Here is a 17,993-nt window from a genome sequence, read left to right as displayed (position 1 = left end):
TCCGTGTCGCACGGATTCTTCAGCACGAAGTCCGGCGCCGAATAGTCGTAATGGCCATCGGGCCCGAGGCGGGCATCACCGGGCTGCGGCGGATCATTCGGCGGCAACACCCCGGGCGGCAGCGCATTTTCGGGCCGCTCCGCTCCTTCCGCGGCGGCGCCGCCGCCCACGCCCCCGAATGCCGCGCACCCGCTCATTCCCAGCGCTGCCACGGCCACGACGGCGACCGCCGCTGCTCCCCGGCCCACGCGCGAACTCTTCACGTCGATCCCCCCGAATCCCACGAATCAGCGTGCACCGTCCTACTCCGCGGCGCACCCCCGTAGTTCTAACACCGCCGCCGGATTCCCGCTCGGCCAGCGCCCCGCCCGACCTCTTCCGCGGGGCCGGCGCGGGCAGGCCCTGCACGCGGACGCCGGGACGTCGTCAAGCAACCGCCTACGTCAGACGATCCAGCCCCTGCCGCACGTGCCGCGCCCACAACGGGCCGACGCCCTCCAGCCCCGCGAGGTCCTCGGTCTGCGCCTTGAGCAGCGACGGCAGCGTCACGAACCGCGACACCAGCTTGTCCATCAGCGAAAACTGCATCCGCGGAACCCGCGCCAGAGCCCGGTACCCGCGGGGGTCGACGCGTTCGCCCAGCGCCTCCGCATCCGTCGGGTAACCCAGCACCTGCGCCACCGCCCGCGGCCCCAGCAAATCCGGATCCGGCAGGGCGGCGAGGCTGGCCAACGCGGCGTCGACGTCATCCTCGTCCGGCACACCCGACGCCGTGACCAGGTAATCGTGCAGCAACAACCGGGCATTCGGTGCCGTGTCCGCCACCAGCTCGCGCAACTGCACGTCCAGCTGATGCCCGTCCGACCCCAACGCCACCACGTCCCGCGACACCGACTGCGCCGCCCGCCGCAGCAGCTCCGACAACCGCAGCACGCCCACGACCTCCGACGCCGACGCGTACCCTGCCATTTCCGCCGCGAACAGCTCCTCCGACTCCGCGTCCAACCGCGACCGGTACCGCTCGATCGTCCCCAGCGCCTGATTCGCGCGCGACAGGATCTCCGCCGAATCCTTCAGCACGTGCCGCACCCCATCCGCGTACACCGTGATGATGTTCATCGACTGCGACACCGCGATCACAGGCACCCCCGTCTGCAGCGCCGTGCGCTCCGCCGACCGGTGCCGCGTACCCGACTCGTCCGTCGGCAGCGACGGATCCGGCACCAGCTGCACGTTCGCCCGCCGGATGCGCGTGCCATCCGTCGACAGCACCACCGCGCCGTCCATCTTGCACAGCTCCCGCAGCCGCGTCGGCGCGAACGCCACGTCGATCTCGAACCCCCCATCGCACAGGCCCTCGATCTCGTCGTCGAAGCCCATCACGATCAACGCACCCGTCCGCCCGCGGCGAATCCGCTCCAGCCCATCGCGGATGCCCGTCCCCGGGGCGAGGGTCTTCAGCAGGTCATGGCTCAATTCCGACACCAGGCCAGCTTACCGCCGCCCCCGGATGCTTTACGACGGCCCGTGCCCCGCCAATCCACCGCACCCCTAGTCCAGGGCCGCGTCGATGGCCTCCGCGATCGTGCCGACGCGCACCAACCGCAGCCCCTTCGGAGCCTGTGCCGTGTCCGTCTCCTTCGGGACGGCGGCGCGCGTGAACCCCATCCGGGCGGCCTCCTTCAGCCGGCGCCCGATGTCCGGGACGCGGCGCACCTCGCCGGCCAGCCCCAGCTCGCCGATGACCACCATGTTCTCCCGGACCGGCCGCTGCGTCACCGCCGAGGCCAGCGCAACGCCGACCGCCAGATCCGCCGACGGCTCCAGCAGCGTCATGCCGCCCACCGTGGCCACGTACAACTCGCGGGCCGCCAGCGTCTTCATCGACTGCGGGCCATGCTGCGCGACGATCGCCGCGACCATGGGCACTCGGCGCTGGTCCAGGCCGGAGACGTTGCGGCGGTTGCCCTTCGCCTCCTCGCCCGTGACCACCAGGCCCTGGACCTCCGCCAACATCGGACGGCGGCCCTCCATCGCCACGGTCACCGCCGTGCCCGGCGTGGGGGAGCGGTGGTGCAGGAACAGCCCCGAGGGGTCCTCCACCTCGCGGATGCCGTCGGCCGTCTGCTCGAAGCAGCCGACCTCGTCGGTGGCGCCGAAACGATTCTTCAGGCCGCGAAGGAACCGCAGCCCCGAATGGCGGTCGCCCTCGAAGTTCAACACGACGTCGACGAGATGCTCCATCGTCCGCGGACCGGCCACCGTGCCGTCCTTGGTCACGTGGCCCACCAGCAGGATGGCGATCCCCGACTCCTTCGCCAGCGCCGTCAACGCCGCCGTCACCGCACGGGCCTGGGCGACGCCGCCCCGCGTGCCCTCCACCCCCGCGGCCTGCATCGTCTGCACCGAATCGACCACCAGCAGACCCGGCTTCACCGCCAGGGCCTGTTCGATGACCTCTCCCACGTCGGATTCCGCGGCGAGATACAGCTCGTCGTGAAGCGCCCCCGTCCGCTCCGCGCGAAGCCGGACCTGCCCCACCGACTCCTCGCCCGTCACGTACAGCGCCGGGCCCAGCTCACCCGAGGCGCAGCGGTACGCCACCTCCAACAGCAGCGTCGACTTGCCCACCCCCGGCTCGCCCGCCAGCAAAACCACCGACCCCGGCACCACGCCGCGGCCCAGCACCCGGTCGAGTTCGCCGATCCCCGTCGGCGCGGCCTTCGCCAACCCAGGGTCGACCCCCGTGATCGGCGTCGCCGCCACCGCGGGCAGCCCAGACGCCGAAGAGACCGCGGAGCCGGCCGAACGCGTGCGTCCGACCGGGTCCGCGGTCTCGTTCAGAGAACCCCACTCCCCGCACGAAGGGCACTGTCCCACCCATTTCGATGCCCGCCAACCACAGGCGGAGCAACGGTAGGACGGCCCCTTCGCCATGGAACCTACTGCTGGTTGATCTGGCCGACCGCCTGCTCGGCGGCCGGGGTGGTGGCGTTGGCGTTGTCGGCGGCGTCCGAGATGTTGGACTGGCCCGAGGCCTCGGCCGGCTTGGCGCCCTCGGCCATGCCGTCGTCACCGCGGTCGACGGAGCCGGCCTCCGGGACGTACGGGGAGATGGTCACGAAGAGCTCGATCTCCTCGGTGCCCTCCGGGCCGTTGAACGTGAAGGTCACGTTGCGGTTCTCGCCCGACGCGGTGGACTTGTCGCCGGCCAGGGTGGCGGAGTCGAGGGTGGTCGACATGTAGGTGATGCAGGCCGGGTTGTCATCCGCGAACTCGGCGTACTGCTCGACGGCGCCGGCGTAGTCGGCGACCAGCTGGCAGTCACGCGGGATGGACTTCTCGCCCTCCGAGGCGGCCTCGTACGACTTCGTGGAGGCCACCGGGCTCAGCTGCACGTCGCCGACGCCCTCGACCTCGATGGACTCGAGGGTGTAGACGGCTCCGTTCGCGCGCTCCTGGTTGGTGACGGAGAACTTCAGCGCCGCGTCACCCGAGTCCGGGTCGACGACGATGTGCGCATCGCGGATGGCGACGCCACCCGGGATCGCGTCCTGCTCGTTCTGCGCGCCATCGACGGCGGCGACCTGGTTGGCGGTCTGGGAAATCTGGCCGGCGCCGCAGGCGGCGAGCGCAACGGCGGAAGCGGCGGCGACGGTGGCGAGGGCACCGCGGCGGACAACCGACTTGAGGGTCATGAGTTCGTGTCCTCCATCATCTAGGGCAACTTGAGGAAAGGGGTCTGACTTGGTTCTGCTGTTGAGAACCCACCTTAGTGTCCTCAAAGGCTCTTCTCATACTAGCGGTAATTACCAGGGGGGTCATGATAGGGTGGAGGGCCGTTGAAAGGGGCGTGGACACCACATGGAATTCAGCGTCGGCGATACCGTCGTCTACCCGCACCACGGGGCCGCGAAGATCGAGGAAATCATCGAGCGCGAGCTGAACGGCGAGACCGTTCAGTATCTCGTCCTCCAGATTCTGCAGAGTGACCTGAACATTCAGGTTCCGGCGAAGAACGCCGAGTTGGTCGGAGTGCGCGACGTCGTCGGCGAGGAGGGCCTGCTCAAGGTGTTCTCCGTGCTGCGCGAGACCGACGTCGAGGAAGCCGGCAACTGGTCCCGCCGCTACAAGGCCAACCAGGAGCGTCTCGGTTCCGGCGACATCAACAAGGTCGCCGAGGTCGTCCGCGACCTGTGGCGCCGCGACCAGGACCGCGGCCTGTCCGCCGGCGAGAAGCGCATGCTGAGCAAGGCCCGCCAGGTGCTGGTCGGAGAGCTGTCGCTGGCGGAGGGCGTCGACGACGAGAAGACCGCCGAGCTCTTCTCCCGCATCGAGGCCACCATCGAGCGCCATCAGGCCCTCGCCGACGAGGCCGCCAACTCCGCCGAGCCGAAGGCAGCCGGCGCGGGTGCCGACGACCTCGACGCCGACTCCGACGCCATCGACCTCGACGCCGAGGATTAGGCCCCCGGTGGGCATCCGGGTCACCGCCCTCGTCGCGGCCGCGGGTCGCGGCACGCGGCTCGGAGAACCCATCCCCAAGGCGTACGTGCAGCTGCACGGCCGTTCTCTCGTGGAGCGTTCCGTCGCGGCGATCGAACGTTCCGAGGCCGTCGATGACATCGCCGTCATCGTCTCCCAGGACATGATGGGGTACGCCCGCGAGTTGTTCCGCCGCGCTCGGGCCGCCGGCCGAATCCGGTCCGACGTCCGATTCATCGTCGGCGGCGGCGAGCGCATCGATTCCGTCTGGGAGGGCATGCGCACCATGCCCGATGATGGCGTCGTCCTCGTGCACGACGCCGCACGCGCATTGACGCCGCCCGGCATGATCGCCCGCGTCGTCCGTTCGGTGATCGGCGGCAGCAACGCCGTCATTCCGGTCGTGCCCGTGTCGGACACGATCAAGGAGGTGGCCGGCGACGTCGTCGTCGGAACCCCCGATCGTTCTTCTCTCCGTGCCGTGCAGACGCCGCAAGGTTTTCGCCTGCCCTTGTTGCGCCGCGCGTACGAGGAGCACTTCGGCCGTCCCTCCGACGAGGCCATCCACGCGACGGACGATGCTTCCCTCGTCGAACGCTTGGGAGTTCCCGTCCACGTGGTCCAGGGCGATCCGATGGCCTTCAAGGTGACCACCCCGCTTGACTTGGCGTTGGCGACTCAGATCGCCGAAGAAGCCGAGTCCACCGAGTTCGAGATTTCCGGAGATTGACATGACCGACGCACCCATCCTCATCCCTCGCGTGGGCATCGCCACCGACGCTCATCAGGTTCAGGAGGGCAAGCCCTGCTGGATGGCCGGCCTCCTGTTCGAGGGCGAGAACGGCTGCGAAGGGCATTCCGACGGCGACGTCGTCGCCCACGTCATCGTCGATGCACTGTTGTCCGCATCCGGCCTCGGAGATCTGGGCAGCTTCGTCGGCGTCGGCCGCCCCGAGTACGACGACGTCTCCGGTGAGCGGCTGCTCAAGGAATGCCGTCAGCTGCTCGAGGACAACGGCTTCGTCATCGGCAATGCGGCGGCCCAGATGATCGGCAATCGGCCGAAGATGGGGCCGCGTCGCGAGGAAGCCGAGAAGGTGCTTTCCGGCTACATCGGCGCACCCGTCAGCGTGTCCGCCACGACAACGGACCACATGGGCTTCACCGGTCGCGGCGAAGGCGTCGCGGCAGTCGGCACCGCAGTGGTATGGCAGAAGCCTGAATTGCAGTAGCCCGCCGATCACGCAGCAACTCCTCCAGCCCCGTTGAACCGCACTTTTCGCGTGCCATCGACGCCGGCGGGGAATGCCCATCCCGTGCGCCCGCGGGCGTCGTCCGAGCGCGGGGTCATGTGGCCTCGTCTCGGATCTGCTCGAGTGTCGTCGTTGTCCGAATGATGGCGCCGGCACAGCAACGTCAGGTTGTCCAGATCGGTGGCGCCGCCCAATAGCCAGGCGACTAAATGGTGCGCGTCGCAGGCGTCCGGCGGCCGCGAGCACCCGGGATGCCGGCAGGTCCCGTCCAGCAGTTGCAGGGCGATCCGCAGGTCGAGGTCGGCCGACCGTTTCGTCCGTCCGAGCTTCAGCTGCGACTCGACCACCGGGGCGTCCCGATCGATGACGGCCGCGTACATGTCCTCCGACAGTCCCAGCCTCAGCAGGTCGATGAGCCCCAGCTCCACTCCGGAGCCGGCCTTCACCGTCGTTCGCGTCGGATGAGTCGGATGAGCCGAATGGGCCGGATGCATGGGGTGCGGCAAGTTCGTCGAATGCGGGTCGGCACTTGCGGGACTTTCCGAAGGTGCTTGTCCCGATGGGGCCTGGCCCGATGCAGGCCGTCCCGGATCCATCCCCGTCGCCGCCTGCAGGTCGTCCATGTCCAACGCTGCGATGATGGTGCACATCGGTTTTCCCTTAACCCGCGGGTGCGCTTCGTGGGCGGTTCGCAGGGCAAAATCCAGCGCGTCGGCATTGCGTTGGACCGGGGTTCGTCCATCGTCTCGGCTGCCCTTTTTCAGTCCATTCGTGAGCAGCCATGCCTCGAGCAGTGCCAGCGTCGCCGCGTCGAGGTACCCGCTGACCTTCGCGCCACCGTCGCCGTCCTGCTTGCCGACGGCCAGTCTCCGCTTCTTATGCGCCGCGTTCGGATCACGAGGAAACCTATTGTTCTCCCGCTTGACGAGCTTCCGGCACAGCGCACCCGCGCCGTGCGGGCCGTGGCAGGGGGAGCGGGTGATCACTTCCTCCGCGACATCGGAGGCGGGGCGGTCCACGCGTTCGTCGAGGGCCTCCACTTCTTTCGCCACATCCGCGAGTCCGCTCAACGTCATGTCGCCGGCCCGTAGTGCAGCGTCGGCGGGCGCCCTCAGATCCGGATGTGTCTCCAGAAAGCCGGTCGCGGCAATTCGGTTTGTGGCGTCACGGCGCGTCAGTCGAAACTCTTCGACCAAGAAATCATCGGCGCGCGTCGTCCCCAATATTCGCGACAACTGTTCCGATGCAGTGGTTTCCGCGATTCGGGCGTCGAGGATCGCCAGGCCCCGGCGGGCGGTTTCGAATTCCTTGAGACCGGGCATCAGCTGCAGCAGCTCGTTCACCGCAATCCGTCGTGATTCGCACGCAAGGGCGAGTTCCGTGAGCGCTCGGGTTGCGAAGCGGATCAACGTTAAGAGATTGGGCGCATCCGGATCGTGAATGCGTGACCCCGGTCGATGTTCGGATACGTGCTGATTGTTTTGGTTATTCATCGCCGTCCGTCCCCCTCGGTTGTTGGCGCGTACTTGAACTTTCAATCCCGACGATACGGCCCATGCCCTTCGAAAGCAAGTGCGAATCTAGAGTTAATCGAACGTTCATTCGTTGTTGAATTCAGGGAATGAGGTGTGACTGCTGGGGCTTGTGGGGCGGATGGGCGTCGTAAAGCGAATCTGTGGGGATGCACTGATAGCGGGAAGGGCATAAATGAATGGGGGCCATCGAACGCCACGTGAACCGCCGGTGAACGCACGGGGCTTTCCGTGTCGTGCTCGCTGGTCATGCGCCGTGCAAGTGTTCGGGAGGGCCCGCCATGACCGCTACACTCGGGGGCGTGAACTTCCGAATCTTCGATACCGCCACCCGTGAGCTGCGAGATTTCGAGCCCCTGCGCCCGGGGCACGCGTCCGTGTACCTCTGTGGGGCGACTCCGCAGGCGATGCCGCACATCGGGCATGTGCGGTCGGGCGTCGCGTTCGACATTTTGCGGCGGTGGCTTCTGGCCCAGGGGCTGGACGTCGCGTTCGTGCGCAACGTGACGGACATCGACGACAAGATTCTGACCAAGGCCGCCGAGCACGGTCGCCCCTGGTGGGAGTGGGTGTCCACCTACGAGCGCGAGTTCACGTGGGCGTACGACCAGCTGGGTGTGCTGCCGCCGAGCGTCGAGCCCCGCGCGACCGGGCACGTGACCCAGATGGTCGAGTACATGCGTCGCCTCATCGACAACGGGTTCGCCTACGACGTCGACGGGAACGTGTACTTCGACGTCAGCGCGTGGGCGGCGTCGGAGAGCGGCGACTACGGGTCGCTGTCGGGAAACCGCGTGGCTGAGATGGAGCAGGGCGAGCCGGATTCGCCGGGCAAGCGGGGGCCGCATGACTTCGCGCTGTGGAAGTCGGCGAAGCCCGGCGAGCCGTCATGGCCGACGCCGTGGGGCGATGGCCGGCCGGGCTGGCACCTCGAGTGCTCGGCTATGGCCACCTATTACCTCGGTGGGGAGTTCGACATCCATTGCGGTGGTCTGGATCTGCAGTTCCCGCACCACGAGAACGAGATCGCCCAGTCGCATGCGGCCGGCGATGGTTTCGCCCGGTACTGGATGCACAACCACTGGGTGACCATGGCCGGCGAAAAGATGTCGAAGTCGCTGGGCAACGTGCTGTCGGTGCCGCACATCCTCGAGATGGTGCGGCCCGTGGAGCTCCGTTACTACCTGGGCAGCGCGCATTACCGCTCCGTCCTGGAGTATTCGGAGGAGGCGCTGCAGGAGGCCGCCGCGGGATATCGTCGCATCGAAGCGTTCCTGAAGCGCACCGCGGACAAGTTCGGGCAGGTAGAGGTCGGGGCGCGTCCCGAGGCCTTCGACGCGGCCATGAACGAGGACCTCGCCGTGCCCCGGGCCCTGGCCGAGCTCCACAATGCGGTGCGCGCGGGCAATCAATTGCTTGCCGACGGGGCCGACGCGGAGGCCGCGGAGATCGCGTCGTCCGTGCGGGCCATGGCGGCCGTCCTGGGCTTCGATCCGCTGTCGGAGAAGTGGGCGGCGGCGGGTGGCGACGACGACAAGGCGATGCACGCCCTCGGCGTCCTGGTCGGCCATGAGCTGGAGACCCGCAGGACCGCTCGCGAGGCCAAGGACTGGGGTACCGCGGACGAGGTGCGCGATCGGCTGACTGAAGCGGGAGTGGTCGTCACCGATACCGCCGACGGGCCGAAGTGGTCGCTGGGAGACTGACGTAAACCGCGGAGTCGATGGACGACGACCGCAACGAGTACAACCACCGGAACGACGAGAACAACCGGAACGAACGCATCGAGGTCAATGGGGCCTTGACGGCACCGACGGCGACGAAGGCGAGAAACGAGAACCATGGCGGGCAATTCCCAGCGACGGGGCGCAGTGCGCAAGTCCAACAAGAAGGAAACCGGCGGCACCGGCGGGCATAAGAGGGGGCTGCGCGGAAAGGGGCCGACCCCGAAGGCCGAGGACCGCGTGTACCACAAGGCCCACAAGCAGGCGGAGCAGAAGCGGCGCCGCGATCAGGGGCGCCACGAGAAGGCGACGGACGGATCCGAGCTGGTCGTCGGCAGGAACCCCGTCGTGGAGTGCCTGCACGCAAAGGTGCCGGGCAGCACGCTGTTCGTTGCGCTCGGAACCGACAATGATGATCGCCTGCAGGAGGCCGTGCGAATCTCCAACGATCGGGGTATCCCGATCCGCGAGGTCCCGCGCCACGAGATGGACCGGATGACCGGCAATTCGCTGCATCAGGGCATCGGCCTCCAGATCCCGCCGTATAAGTACCTGGCGGTCGAGGACCTGCTGGAAAAGGTCGTCGACTCCGGCGAGCCCGGGCTGATCGTGTGCCTGGACAACATTACCGACCCCCGCAACCTCGGCGCGGTGATCCGTTCGGCTGCGGCGTTCGGTGGTCATGGCGTGGTCATTCCGGAGCGGCGTTCCGCGGCGGTCACGGGCGTCACCTGGCGCACGTCGGCGGGCACCGCGGCGCGGCTGCCGGTCGCGCGGGCGACGAACATGGTGCGGTCGCTGAAGCAGTTCCAGAAGGCGGGCTACCAGGTCGTCGGGCTCGATGCCGGCGGCGAGCACACGCTGGACACCTATGACGGCACGACCCCGACCGTGGTCGTCGTCGGTTCCGAGGGCAAGGGCCTGTCGAGGCTCGTCCGCGAGACCTGCGACTCGATCATGTCCATTCCGATGGCGGGGTGGGTCGAGTCCCTCAACGCATCCGTCGCCGCGGGCGTCACGCTCAGCGAGTTCGCCCGACAGCGTCGAGCCGCGACGTCGAAGTAGGGCTGGGAAGAAGAGCGAGGGGGGGAGTAGGGCGGAGGGATCGCCGACAGGGGCAGGCGCCAGATTCACCAGGCGCGGTCAGGGGGCGGGGTGCCTGCCTGCGCAATCACCGCAATCATCGAGAGGGTACCCGGCCGGGCCGGCGGCGGGACCGGGGCCGGCGCCCGCGGACGAAGGGGACGTGGCGGCCGTGGCGGCCGTGGGAATCACGCCCTCGCGGGGAGTGGCCCAGCGGCCGGCGGAAACGTCGTCGCGGGTGGCGGTCCGGCTCCGGAGCCAGCCGATGAAACGGCAGGCGAGGTAGATGGCGAAGGAAATGGTGGTCACGAAAACGCTCACCGGCATGCCCGGGGCCAGCGACAACAGGACGCCGCCGACGGCGGCGGTCTCGGCGAAGAGCACCGACAATGCCACGGCCTTCACGGGCGACGCGGTCACGTGGGCCGCCGCGGCACCGGGGGTGATCACCAGGGAGATGATGAGCAGGGCACCGACGATCTGCACGCCCTGCGCGGCGGTCAGGCCGATGAGCACGGCGAACAGGACCGACATGGCGCGCACGTTGATCCCCGACGCCGCGGCCAGCACGGGGTCCGACGAGGCGAACAACAGCGGTCGCCAGAACAGCGCCACCACCCCGACGACGAACGCCGCGACGGCCGCGAGCAGCCACACGGAGGCGCTGGACAATCCGACGATCTGGCCGGTCAAAAGGGAAAACGCGGTAGTCGTGCGGCCGGGGTACAGGTGGATGAACAACACCGACAGGCCCATGCCGAAGCTGAGCACCACGCCGACGATGGTGTCCTGTCCACCGCGCATGCCCAGCAGCGCCAGCACCACGGCCGCCAACACCGAACCGACGATCGCGCCGCCGCCTACGCTGAATCCGGTCAGCAGCGCGGCCGACGCGCCCATCAGCGCCAACTCCGATGTGCCGTGGACGGTGAAGCTCATCCGCCGCATCACCACCAGCGGGGTGATCACGCCGGACACCACGCCCAGCAGCGCCGCGGCGATGAGGGCGGACTGGACGAACCCGACGTCGAGGAGCATCTGGGTGTCGGCCACGAACGTGTTCAGCCACTCCATCAGACCACCACCAGCTTTCCGCCGACCGTGGCGACCGTGATGTCGGTGCGGTACAGGTCGGACAGGGTCTCGGACGTCATGATCTCCTCGACGGCACCGGCCCGGTGACCGTGCGGCGTGATGTAGAGGACGCGGTCGCAGTGCCGCAGGATGGGATTGATGCCGTGTGTCACGAACACCACGGCGGTGCCGTGCTCGCGGCGGCGCCGGTCGAACCGCTCCACGGCCGCACGCTGGGCGGCGGGGTCGAGGCTGAGCAGCGGCTCGTCGCAAAGCAGGAGCTCGGGATCCCCGACGAGGGCCTGCGCCTGCCGGACCAGCTGCTGCTGGCCGCCGGACAGCGTGCCGACGCGACGGTCGGCGATGCCCTCGGCCCCGACGTCGGCCAGCGCGGCGTCGATGCGGTCGCGCGGCGGGCGGCGACGGAATATGCCGTGCGCCGCCGACAACCCCACGAGGTCACGCACCCGCATGGGCAGCTCGGGGTCGAACATGCGCTGCTGCGGGATGTAGCCGATCGCCGACGTCGCGCGGACGGTGCCGGCGGTGAGCGCCCGGGTGCCAAGCGCCGCGCCGATCAGCGTCGACTTGCCCACGCCATTCGGGCCGAGCACCGCGAGAAACTCGCCGGGCCGGACCTCCAGGTCGAGGTCGGACCAGAGCGGTGCCACGGCCGCGCCGGCGAAGGTGAGTGGGCTCAACTACTCCTGCTCCAAATCGTCGAGGATGCGTTCGTACAGATCGAAGAAGTTCTCGTTCGCGTTCGGCGACTCGTAGACGTTGACGATGCGCAGGCCCTTCGCCTGCGCGGCCTTCACCAGCCGCTCGGACACGTGGTCGCGCGTCTGGGGCGCGTCGATCAGGAAGTCGAGGTTACCGGACTCGATGAGCTCGAGCATCGCCGCGACGTCGGCGGCGGCGGGCTCGGATTCGGACAGCGTCGACTTCCGGTAGCCCTGCGGGGTGTCGTCGGTGATCTTCGTGCCGGCGATGATGTCGTCGGCCAGCGGGTGGGTTTGGGCGGTGGTCGCGGCGGGCAGGTCCTTCTTGCGGTCGTCGATCTCGTCCAGGCGCTTGACGACGGTCTCGTCCGACGCCCCGAGATCCCAGTGCGAATTGACCTCCGACGCGAGCGTCGACGCGACCGATTTCACGGCGTCGGTGCTGTACCAGATGTGTTCGTTGACCTCGTGGTCGTGACCGGCGTGGTCGTGGTCCGCATCGTCGTGGCCGGCGTGGTCGTCTCCTTCTTCCGCGTGGTCGTGCCCGGCATCGTCATTGCCGGTGTGATCGTGGCCTTCTTCGCCGTGGCCGTCGAAGCCGTCGCCCTCGATGGCGGTGAGGATGATCGCGGCGGAGTCGGAGGAGGCGGCCTCGGTCAGCCAGGCGTCATAGTGGCCGCCACCGGCCAGCAGCACGTCGGCCTGCTCGACGGTGGCCATGTCGGCGGCGGTGGGCTGATAGGAGTGCGGGTCGACGTCGTTGGAGGCGATGATGGGCTGGATCTTCACGCCCTCCGCATCGCCGACGACGGCTTCCGCGACGTCGGCCCACACCTTGGTGGAGGTGACGATGGTGACGGCGTCGCCATCGGCGCCCGTGCCGTCGGCGTTGGCGTCGGTCGCGCCGTCGCCGGAGCAGGCCACGAGGCCCATGGTCAGGCCCGCGGCGGCGGAGGCGGCCAGGGCGGTGCGCAGGAAACGAGTTTTCATGGGCCCATCCTAACGCCGAGTTGAAAACCATTGCCAACTGCGGCTGGAATGCGCTCACCCCATCCGCGCCATCGGGTAGATTCGGGCCCGTGCGCACCGAAGATTCCGTCGATCCCATCGAGCCCGGTTCGGCCCCGCCGCCCCGGCCGAACGCTCCGAACGGGCGCCGGTCCAAGGGGACGCTGGCGTCGATCGCGGCGGAGCTGGGGGTGTCGCGGACCACGGTGTCCAACGCCTACAACCGGCCGGACCAGTTGTCGCCGGAGCTTCGCGAGCGCATCCTCGCGCAGGCCGAGGCCCAGGGTTACCCCGGTCCGGACCCGATGGCGCGCAGTCTGCGCATGCGCCGCGTCGGTGCCGTGGGCGTGTTGTTCACGGAGCAGCTGTCCTTCGCCTTCGACGATCCCGCGTCGGTGGATTTCCTCGCGGGCCTCGCGGAGGAGTGCGGCCGCCACGGCGATTCGCTGCTGGTCATCCCGGCGTCGTCCGCGGAGTGCGCGGAGCAGGGGGAAGACGGGGAAGGCGGGGAGGCCGGGAAGGCCGGGGAGGTCCCGGATCATCTGCCGACGGATCCGAGCATGCTCATCCGCCAGGCGGTGGTGGATTCCTTCGTGGTGTATTCGGTGGCGGAGGACGATCCCTTCCTTCGGGCGGTGCTCGAGCGCGGGCTGCCCACCGTGATCTGCGATCAGCCGACCGGGGTGGAGGGCGTGCCCTTCGTGGGCATCGACGACCGCGGGGCGATCAAGCCGGCGGTGCGGCACGTGACGGAGCTGGGGCATCGCGAGGTCGGCGTGCTGTCGGTGCGGTTGTCGCGGCGCCGCAACGATGGCCCGGTCAACGCCGAACGGCTGGCCGGCGCGCGCCATCACGTGCAGCGGTCCCGCGTCGAAGGGGCGCTCGAGGCGCTGACGGAGGCGGGCATCGATCCGGCGGGCGTGCCCATCGTCGAGCGGCATCTCAACGATCCGGAGAACAATTACGACGCCGCCCGTGAGCTGCTCACGGCGCACCCGAATCTGACGGCGGTCGTCTGCACCACGGATACGCAGGCCCTCGGGGTGCTGCGCTATGCCCGGGACAACGGCATCCGCGTGCCCGAGGATCTGTCGGTCACCGGATTCGACGGCATCGACCTGGCCCGCCACATGGGCGTGACCACGGTCATCCAGCCGAACCGGGACAAGGGCCGCGCCGCCGGTGCGGCGCTGGCAGGCGGGGACGCGAGCGTCACGCTGCCCACCGAATTCCTGCCGGGGCGGACGACGGGGGTTCCGCGCGGGACGTCGTGAAGCGGGGCGGAGACGGGGCTAGGACACGGCCGCTTCGCGGGCGTCGGCGAATTCGCGGAGGAACGCAGTCACGGCGGCGGTGTCGGGGAGGAACGCGGTCGCGGCGCTGGGGCCGTCGTCGGGCGAGCCGACCTTGATGCCCAGGTCGCCGTACGACAGGGTCCGCAGCACCGTCTCGTCGGTGACGTCGTCGCCTATAAACAGGACTGCATCCGCCCCGTACTCGCTGCGCGCGGCCTCGAGGTAGCTGCCCTTGGTCACGTCGAGCACGGCGATCTCCAGGATGTCCTTGCCCTCGGTGACGTGGACGCCGCCGATGGGGCGGAAGAAGGACATGGCGTGGTCGAGGACGCGGCGCTTGCGCACCTCGTCGTCGAGCAGCCGGACGTGGAGGACGCGGGCGGCGGGCTTGCGCTCGACCCAGGCGCGGTCGTCGTCGGCCTCGGCGAGGACCTCGCGCAGGCGGAGGTCGACGGCCTCGAGCAGCGCGGACTCCGCCTCCGACAGGGCCAGGCCGTCCTGCGGCTCGGCGCCGTGGCTGCCGACCAGGCGGGCGACGTGCTCCATTCCGGACAGGTACCGCAGGTCGCGCAGCTGCCGGCCGGAGAGGATGACCACCTCGGTGCGGGGCAGCGCGGACAGGCGCGACACCAGCTCGACGTTGCCCTCGCGGGGGCGCACGGCCATCGGGTCGTCGCCGAGATCGGCCAGCGTGCCGTCGAAATCGAGCGCGACCACGAGGGTCTCCGCCGAGGCGACGGCGGCGACGGCGGCTGCGGACGGGGCCGGGGACGGCGACTGGGTGCTCACGTCACCAGCCTACGCATGCGGACCTCCCCGGCGGCGCGGTCTGCGGCGGGCCTGGGTAAAGTGCGGCCCATGACGCATGCCGACACCCGCCCCGTGCCCCTGGAGACCATGGACGAAATGTCCCTGCGCAAGGCATTCAGCGAGTTCGCCACGGGCGTCACCATCGTCGCCTCCGACGACGGGGAGCCCGTCGGCTTCGCCTGCCAGTCCTTCTCATCGCTGAGCCTGAACCCGCCGCTGGTGCTGTTCACGGTGATGAAGACGTCGCAGTCCTGGCCGCGCATCGAGTCGACCGGCCGTTTTTCCGTCAGCGTGCTCACGGAGGGCCAGCGCGACATTTCCGCGGCGTTCGGCCGCCGCGGCGCCGACAAGTTCGCCCACGGCGAGTGGACGCGGTCCGCGCTGGGCAACCCGCTGCTGCGCGACTGCGCGGTGTGGATCGACTGCACCATCGAGGCGGTCCACGAGGCCGGCGACCACTTCATCGTCGTCGGGGGCGTCGCGGAGCTCGGCCATCGCGCGGATGCCCGGCCGCTGCTGTACCACCGCGGGTCCTACGCCAACGTCGTCGCGGCGGGCGAGGACGCCCCGGCCACCGAGCGCTGGCGCCAGCGCCCCTCCGTCTAAGAACCGCGCGCAGCGCCTCGGTTTACCCCGTCAGTCCTGCGTCACGGCGGCCCAGCCGGGGGCCGCTTCGCCCGCGGGGTGGTCGCCGACGGCGGTCATGCGCAGGTCGGGGTCGGGCGTCTCGACGACGAAATCGCCGGCCAGCTGCGCCCGCAGCCGATCGTCGTACGTCCGGGACACCGCGTCGCAGTCGGCCTCGCGCACGATCTCGGGCTCGCCGACGGTGACGATGCCCTCGTCGCGCCACGTCAGCGTCCCCTGGAATGATCCGCACGCGCCGTCGCCGGTGTAGGACTCGCGGCCGAACGCGATCGTCGGCGGCACGGTGCCCTCGGGCACCCCGCGGGGCAGGGCCGGGTCGTCGTAGACCTCCGTGACCTGCCAGCGCTTGCCGACGATCCGATCGTCCCCGCCCGCGCCGTCATCCCCGCCGCAGGCGACGAGGGACGCCGCCGCGAACGTCGTCAAGCACAATGCCGCGACCCCGCGGACCAGCCGGGCCCCGCTCATCGCGCGCCCCCGGAAGCCTCGTGCGCGCGGGTGAGCTCCTCGAGGAAACTGCGCGCCCACAGGTCGACGTCGTGGTCGCGGACCTGGGCGTGCAGGCGCCCCATGCGCGCGCGGGCGTCGTCCGGGTGGTGCTCCAGCGAATTGACCGCGGCCATGATCGCCCGCTTCACCGACTCGAGGTCGTGCGGATTGCAGAAGTGCGACCCGTCGAGCTCCGTCGCCGCGCCCGTGAACTCCGACAGCACCAGCGCGCCGCTGCCGTCCGCGTGGCAGGCGACGTACTCCTTGGCCACCAGGTTCATGCCGTCGCGCAGCGCGGTGATCAGCATGACGTCCGCCGCCGAATACAGGCCCAGCAGCTGCTCGAACGGCACGGGGCGGTGGATGTAGTGGATCACCGGGCGGCCCAGCGACCCGAAGCGCCCGTTGATGCGCCCCACCGCGTGCTCGACGCGGGCCCGGGTGCGGCGGTAGTCGTCGACGCGCTCGCGCGACGGGGTGGCCACCTGCACCAGGACGTTTTCCGACGGGTCCAGCGCGCCCGACTCGAGCAGCGCCTCGAACGCCTCGAGGCGCACGAGGATGCCCTTCGTGTAATCGAGGCGGTCGACGCCGAGCAGCAGCGTGCGCGGGTCGCCGGCCAGGGCGCGGACGCCGTCGCGGTCGGCGTCGGCGGCCTTGGCGATGACGTCGCCCGAGTCGATGGAAATGGGGAAGGACCCCACCCGCACCGTGCGGCCGTCCGGCGCCGAAATCGTCCCGGACGCCTCGCGCACCGCCGACCGCCCGTGGACGTCGAGGGTGTCCGGCAGTCCCGTGTGCGACCCGGCCTCGCCGGAGACGCGGCGGCACAGGTCGAGGAAATTGTCGGCGCACGTGTCCAGGTGGAACCCGATGACGTCGGCGCCGAGCAGGCCGCGGACGATCTCCTCGCGCCACGGCAGCTGGCGGAAGATCTCCGACGGCGGGAACGGGATGTGCAGGAAGAACCCGATGGTCAGGTCCGGCCGCAGCTGCCGCAGGATGCCCGGCACGAGCTGCAGCTGGTAGTCCTGCACCCACACCGTGGCGCCCTCCGCGGCGCGGCGCGACACGGCCTCGGCGTAGCGGAGGTTGACCTCGCGGTAGGACTCCCACCAGGCGCCGTCGTACGTCGGGGCGACGATGAGCGAGTGGTACAGCGGCCACAGGGTGGCGTTGGAGAAGCCCTCGTAGAACTTCTCGTGCTCCTCCGAGGTCAGCTCGACGGGGAAGAGGTGCAGGCCCTCGTCGGTGTCGATCGACTCGGGGACCTCCGGGGCGTCGGCGGCGTCGGAGACGCTGCCGGCCCACCCGACCCAGGCGCCGTTGTTGCGCAGCAGGACCGGGGTCAGCGCGGTGACCAGGCCGCCGGGGCTGGCTTCCCAGCGCACGCCGCCGGGCGCCGACGCATCGTCGACGGGCGCGACGGGCAGCCGGTTGGCCACGACGACGAAATCCGAGCGTTCGCGGCCCATGGGGGTCACGCCTTCTTCGTGGTCTTCTTGGCGGTGGCCTTCTTGGCCGTCTTCTTGGCGGTCGCCTTCTTCGCCGTCGTCTTCTTCGCGGTCGCCTTCTTGGCGGCCTTCTTCGTCGACTTGCGGGTGCGCTTGGCGGTCTTCGGGGCGGTGGCCTCGAGGTGCTCCTCGTGGACCTTCTTGTAGCTCAGGCCCTCCGGCTCGACGCCGAGCATGCACATGAGGGTGACGCAGTCGTGGAAGTCATCGGAGAACGTCGCGACGATCTGCCGCGCGCCCGCCGCCGTTTCGGCCTCGACCTGGTGCAGTGCCTCGTTCTGGGCGGTGCGGGTGTCGGTGACCTTCGGTGGCACGGATCCTCCTGGCTCGTGGCGGTCGGCCTCGGCGGCAGTGGT

The 17,993-nt window shown here is 69.5% G+C and carries 18 protein-coding genes and 1 pseudogene; 7 read left to right on the top strand and 12 right to left on the bottom strand.

Annotated elements, in window-relative coordinates; translation table 11 throughout:
• From GX015_RS07655 to GX015_RS07640, 4 genes and pseudogenes are all read right to left on the bottom strand, one after another.
• Nucleotides 1-263 (bottom strand): annotated as a pseudogene (locus tag GX015_RS07655) (hypothetical protein); the annotation flags it as partial.
• Between the two features lie 175 nt (nucleotides 264-438).
• Nucleotides 439-1,485: a DNA integrity scanning diadenylate cyclase DisA gene (gene disA, locus GX015_RS07650; RefSeq protein WP_291344093.1), complete on the bottom strand. Its 1,047-nt coding sequence runs from the start codon at nucleotides 1,483-1,485 to the stop codon at nucleotides 439-441.
• 66 nt (nucleotides 1,486-1,551) lie between these two features.
• Nucleotides 1,552-2,937: a DNA repair protein RadA gene (gene radA / locus GX015_RS07645; RefSeq protein WP_291344091.1), complete on the bottom strand. Its 1,386-nt coding sequence runs from the start codon at nucleotides 2,935-2,937 to the stop codon at nucleotides 1,552-1,554.
• Nucleotides 2,938-2,942: 5 nt separating this feature from the next.
• Nucleotides 2,943-3,698 (bottom strand): hypothetical protein, encoded by a 756-nt coding sequence (locus tag GX015_RS07640; protein ID WP_291344089.1) that lies wholly within the window; start codon nucleotides 3,696-3,698, stop codon nucleotides 2,943-2,945.
• Nucleotides 3,699-3,864: 166 nt separating this feature from the next.
• On the opposite strand from GX015_RS07640, the gene GX015_RS07635 reads away from it, so the two are divergent.
• From GX015_RS07635 to ispF, 3 genes are read left to right on the top strand one after another with little or no spacing between them, the layout of a single operon-like run.
• Complete coding sequence (locus GX015_RS07635) at nucleotides 3,865-4,467, top strand: CarD family transcriptional regulator (protein ID WP_291344087.1); 603 nt, start codon at nucleotides 3,865-3,867, stop codon at nucleotides 4,465-4,467.
• 7 nt (nucleotides 4,468-4,474) lie between these two features.
• Nucleotides 4,475-5,215, top strand: a complete 741-nt coding sequence (gene ispD, locus GX015_RS07630) for a 2-C-methyl-D-erythritol 4-phosphate cytidylyltransferase (RefSeq protein WP_291344085.1) — start codon at nucleotides 4,475-4,477, stop codon at nucleotides 5,213-5,215.
• A gap of 1 nt (nucleotide 5,216) precedes the next feature.
• Nucleotides 5,217-5,717, top strand: coding sequence for a 2-C-methyl-D-erythritol 2,4-cyclodiphosphate synthase (ispF, locus tag GX015_RS07625; RefSeq protein ID WP_291344083.1), 501 nt, complete (start codon nucleotides 5,217-5,219; stop codon nucleotides 5,715-5,717).
• Between the two features lie 8 nt (nucleotides 5,718-5,725).
• Here ispF and GX015_RS07620 read toward each other — a convergent pair whose 3' ends face one another.
• Entirely contained in the window at nucleotides 5,726-7,231 is a 1,506-nt protein-coding gene (locus tag GX015_RS07620; RefSeq protein ID WP_291344081.1) for an HNH endonuclease signature motif containing protein, read from the bottom strand.
• Nucleotides 7,232-7,572: 341 nt separating this feature from the next.
• Here GX015_RS07620 and cysS point away from each other — a divergent pair, with 341 nt between their 5' ends.
• Nucleotides 7,573-8,976, top strand: coding sequence for a cysteine--tRNA ligase (gene cysS / locus GX015_RS07615; RefSeq protein ID WP_291344079.1), 1,404 nt, complete (start codon nucleotides 7,573-7,575; stop codon nucleotides 8,974-8,976).
• Nucleotides 8,977-9,111: 135 nt separating this feature from the next.
• Nucleotides 9,112-10,059 (top strand): 23S rRNA (guanosine(2251)-2'-O)-methyltransferase RlmB, encoded by a 948-nt coding sequence (gene rlmB / locus GX015_RS07610; RefSeq protein WP_291344077.1) that lies wholly within the window; start codon nucleotides 9,112-9,114, stop codon nucleotides 10,057-10,059.
• Nucleotides 10,060-10,137: 78 nt separating this feature from the next.
• Here the strand turns inward: rlmB and GX015_RS07605 are convergent, their stop codons facing one another.
• From GX015_RS07605 to GX015_RS07595, 3 genes are read right to left on the bottom strand one after another with little or no spacing between them, the layout of a single operon-like run.
• Nucleotides 10,138-11,151, bottom strand: coding sequence for a metal ABC transporter permease (locus tag GX015_RS07605; RefSeq protein ID WP_291344075.1), 1,014 nt, complete (start codon nucleotides 11,149-11,151; stop codon nucleotides 10,138-10,140).
• Complete coding sequence (locus GX015_RS07600) at nucleotides 11,151-11,852, bottom strand: metal ABC transporter ATP-binding protein (RefSeq protein WP_291344073.1); 702 nt, start codon at nucleotides 11,850-11,852, stop codon at nucleotides 11,151-11,153. Before GX015_RS07600 ends, GX015_RS07605 begins: the two co-directional genes overlap by 1 nt.
• A complete protein-coding gene (locus GX015_RS07595; RefSeq protein WP_291344071.1) occupies nucleotides 11,853-12,863 on the bottom strand; it encodes a zinc ABC transporter substrate-binding protein in 1,011 nt (336 codons plus the stop codon). It lies immediately after the preceding gene.
• Nucleotides 12,864-12,979: 116 nt separating this feature from the next.
• On the opposite strand from GX015_RS07595, the gene GX015_RS07590 reads away from it, so the two are divergent.
• Nucleotides 12,980-14,155, top strand: a complete 1,176-nt coding sequence (locus GX015_RS07590) for a LacI family DNA-binding transcriptional regulator (RefSeq protein WP_291344099.1) — start codon at nucleotides 12,980-12,982, stop codon at nucleotides 14,153-14,155.
• Between the two features lie 18 nt (nucleotides 14,156-14,173).
• Here GX015_RS07590 and otsB read toward each other — a convergent pair whose 3' ends face one another.
• Entirely contained in the window at nucleotides 14,174-14,965 is a 792-nt protein-coding gene (gene otsB, locus GX015_RS07585; protein ID WP_291344070.1) for a trehalose-phosphatase, read from the bottom strand.
• Nucleotides 14,966-15,034: 69 nt separating this feature from the next.
• On the opposite strand from otsB, the gene GX015_RS07580 reads away from it, so the two are divergent.
• On the top strand, nucleotides 15,035-15,592 hold the full coding sequence (locus GX015_RS07580) for a flavin reductase family protein (RefSeq protein WP_291344068.1): 558 nt from the start codon (nucleotides 15,035-15,037) through the stop codon (nucleotides 15,590-15,592).
• 30 nt (nucleotides 15,593-15,622) lie between these two features.
• Here the strand turns inward: GX015_RS07580 and GX015_RS07575 are convergent, their stop codons facing one another.
• From GX015_RS07575 to GX015_RS07565, 3 genes are read right to left on the bottom strand one after another with little or no spacing between them, the layout of a single operon-like run.
• Nucleotides 15,623-16,102: a hypothetical protein gene (locus tag GX015_RS07575; RefSeq protein WP_291344066.1), complete on the bottom strand. Its 480-nt coding sequence runs from the start codon at nucleotides 16,100-16,102 to the stop codon at nucleotides 15,623-15,625.
• Nucleotides 16,099-17,598 (bottom strand): trehalose-6-phosphate synthase, encoded by a 1,500-nt coding sequence (locus GX015_RS07570; RefSeq protein WP_291344097.1) that lies wholly within the window; start codon nucleotides 17,596-17,598, stop codon nucleotides 16,099-16,101. Before GX015_RS07570 ends, GX015_RS07575 begins: the two co-directional genes overlap by 4 nt.
• Before the next feature lie 5 nt (nucleotides 17,599-17,603).
• Nucleotides 17,604-17,951 (bottom strand): hypothetical protein, encoded by a 348-nt coding sequence (locus GX015_RS07565; protein WP_291344095.1) that lies wholly within the window; start codon nucleotides 17,949-17,951, stop codon nucleotides 17,604-17,606.
• Nucleotides 17,952-17,993 lie beyond the last annotated feature (42 nt).

It is taken from the genome of Corynebacterium sp. (genome assembly GCF_012837295.1).
Lineage (GTDB): Bacteria > Actinomycetota > Actinomycetes > Mycobacteriales > Mycobacteriaceae > Corynebacterium.
The sequence above is the reverse complement of the archived record's forward strand: the minus strand, read 5'-3'. Positions and strand labels throughout refer to the sequence as shown.

Excerpts from the sequence above, each read along its gene's own strand:
- GX015_RS07580 (WP_291344068.1), top strand. The coding sequence starts at position 15,035 with ATGACGCATGCCGACACCCGCCCCGTGCCCCTGGAGACCATGGACGAA.
- GX015_RS07595 (WP_291344071.1), bottom strand. The coding sequence starts at position 12,863 with ATGAAAACTCGTTTCCTGCGCACCGCCCTGGCCGCCTCCGCCGCCGCG.
- ispF (WP_291344083.1), top strand. The coding sequence starts at position 5,217 with ATGACCGACGCACCCATCCTCATCCCTCGCGTGGGCATCGCCACCGAC.
- GX015_RS07575 (WP_291344066.1), bottom strand. The coding sequence starts at position 16,102 with ATGAGCGGGGCCCGGCTGGTCCGCGGGGTCGCGGCATTGTGCTTGACG.
- rlmB (WP_291344077.1), top strand. The coding sequence starts at position 9,112 with ATGGCGGGCAATTCCCAGCGACGGGGCGCAGTGCGCAAGTCCAACAAG.
- GX015_RS07635 (WP_291344087.1), top strand. The coding sequence starts at position 3,865 with ATGGAATTCAGCGTCGGCGATACCGTCGTCTACCCGCACCACGGGGCC.
- GX015_RS07620 (WP_291344081.1), bottom strand. The coding sequence starts at position 7,231 with ATGAATAACCAAAACAATCAGCACGTATCCGAACATCGACCGGGGTCA.
- GX015_RS07640 (WP_291344089.1), bottom strand. The coding sequence starts at position 3,698 with ATGACCCTCAAGTCGGTTGTCCGCCGCGGTGCCCTCGCCACCGTCGCC.
- GX015_RS07605 (WP_291344075.1), bottom strand. The coding sequence starts at position 11,151 with ATGGAGTGGCTGAACACGTTCGTGGCCGACACCCAGATGCTCCTCGAC.
- GX015_RS07570 (WP_291344097.1), bottom strand. The coding sequence starts at position 17,598 with ATGGGCCGCGAACGCTCGGATTTCGTCGTCGTGGCCAACCGGCTGCCC.
- radA (WP_291344091.1), bottom strand. The coding sequence starts at position 2,937 with ATGGCGAAGGGGCCGTCCTACCGTTGCTCCGCCTGTGGTTGGCGGGCA.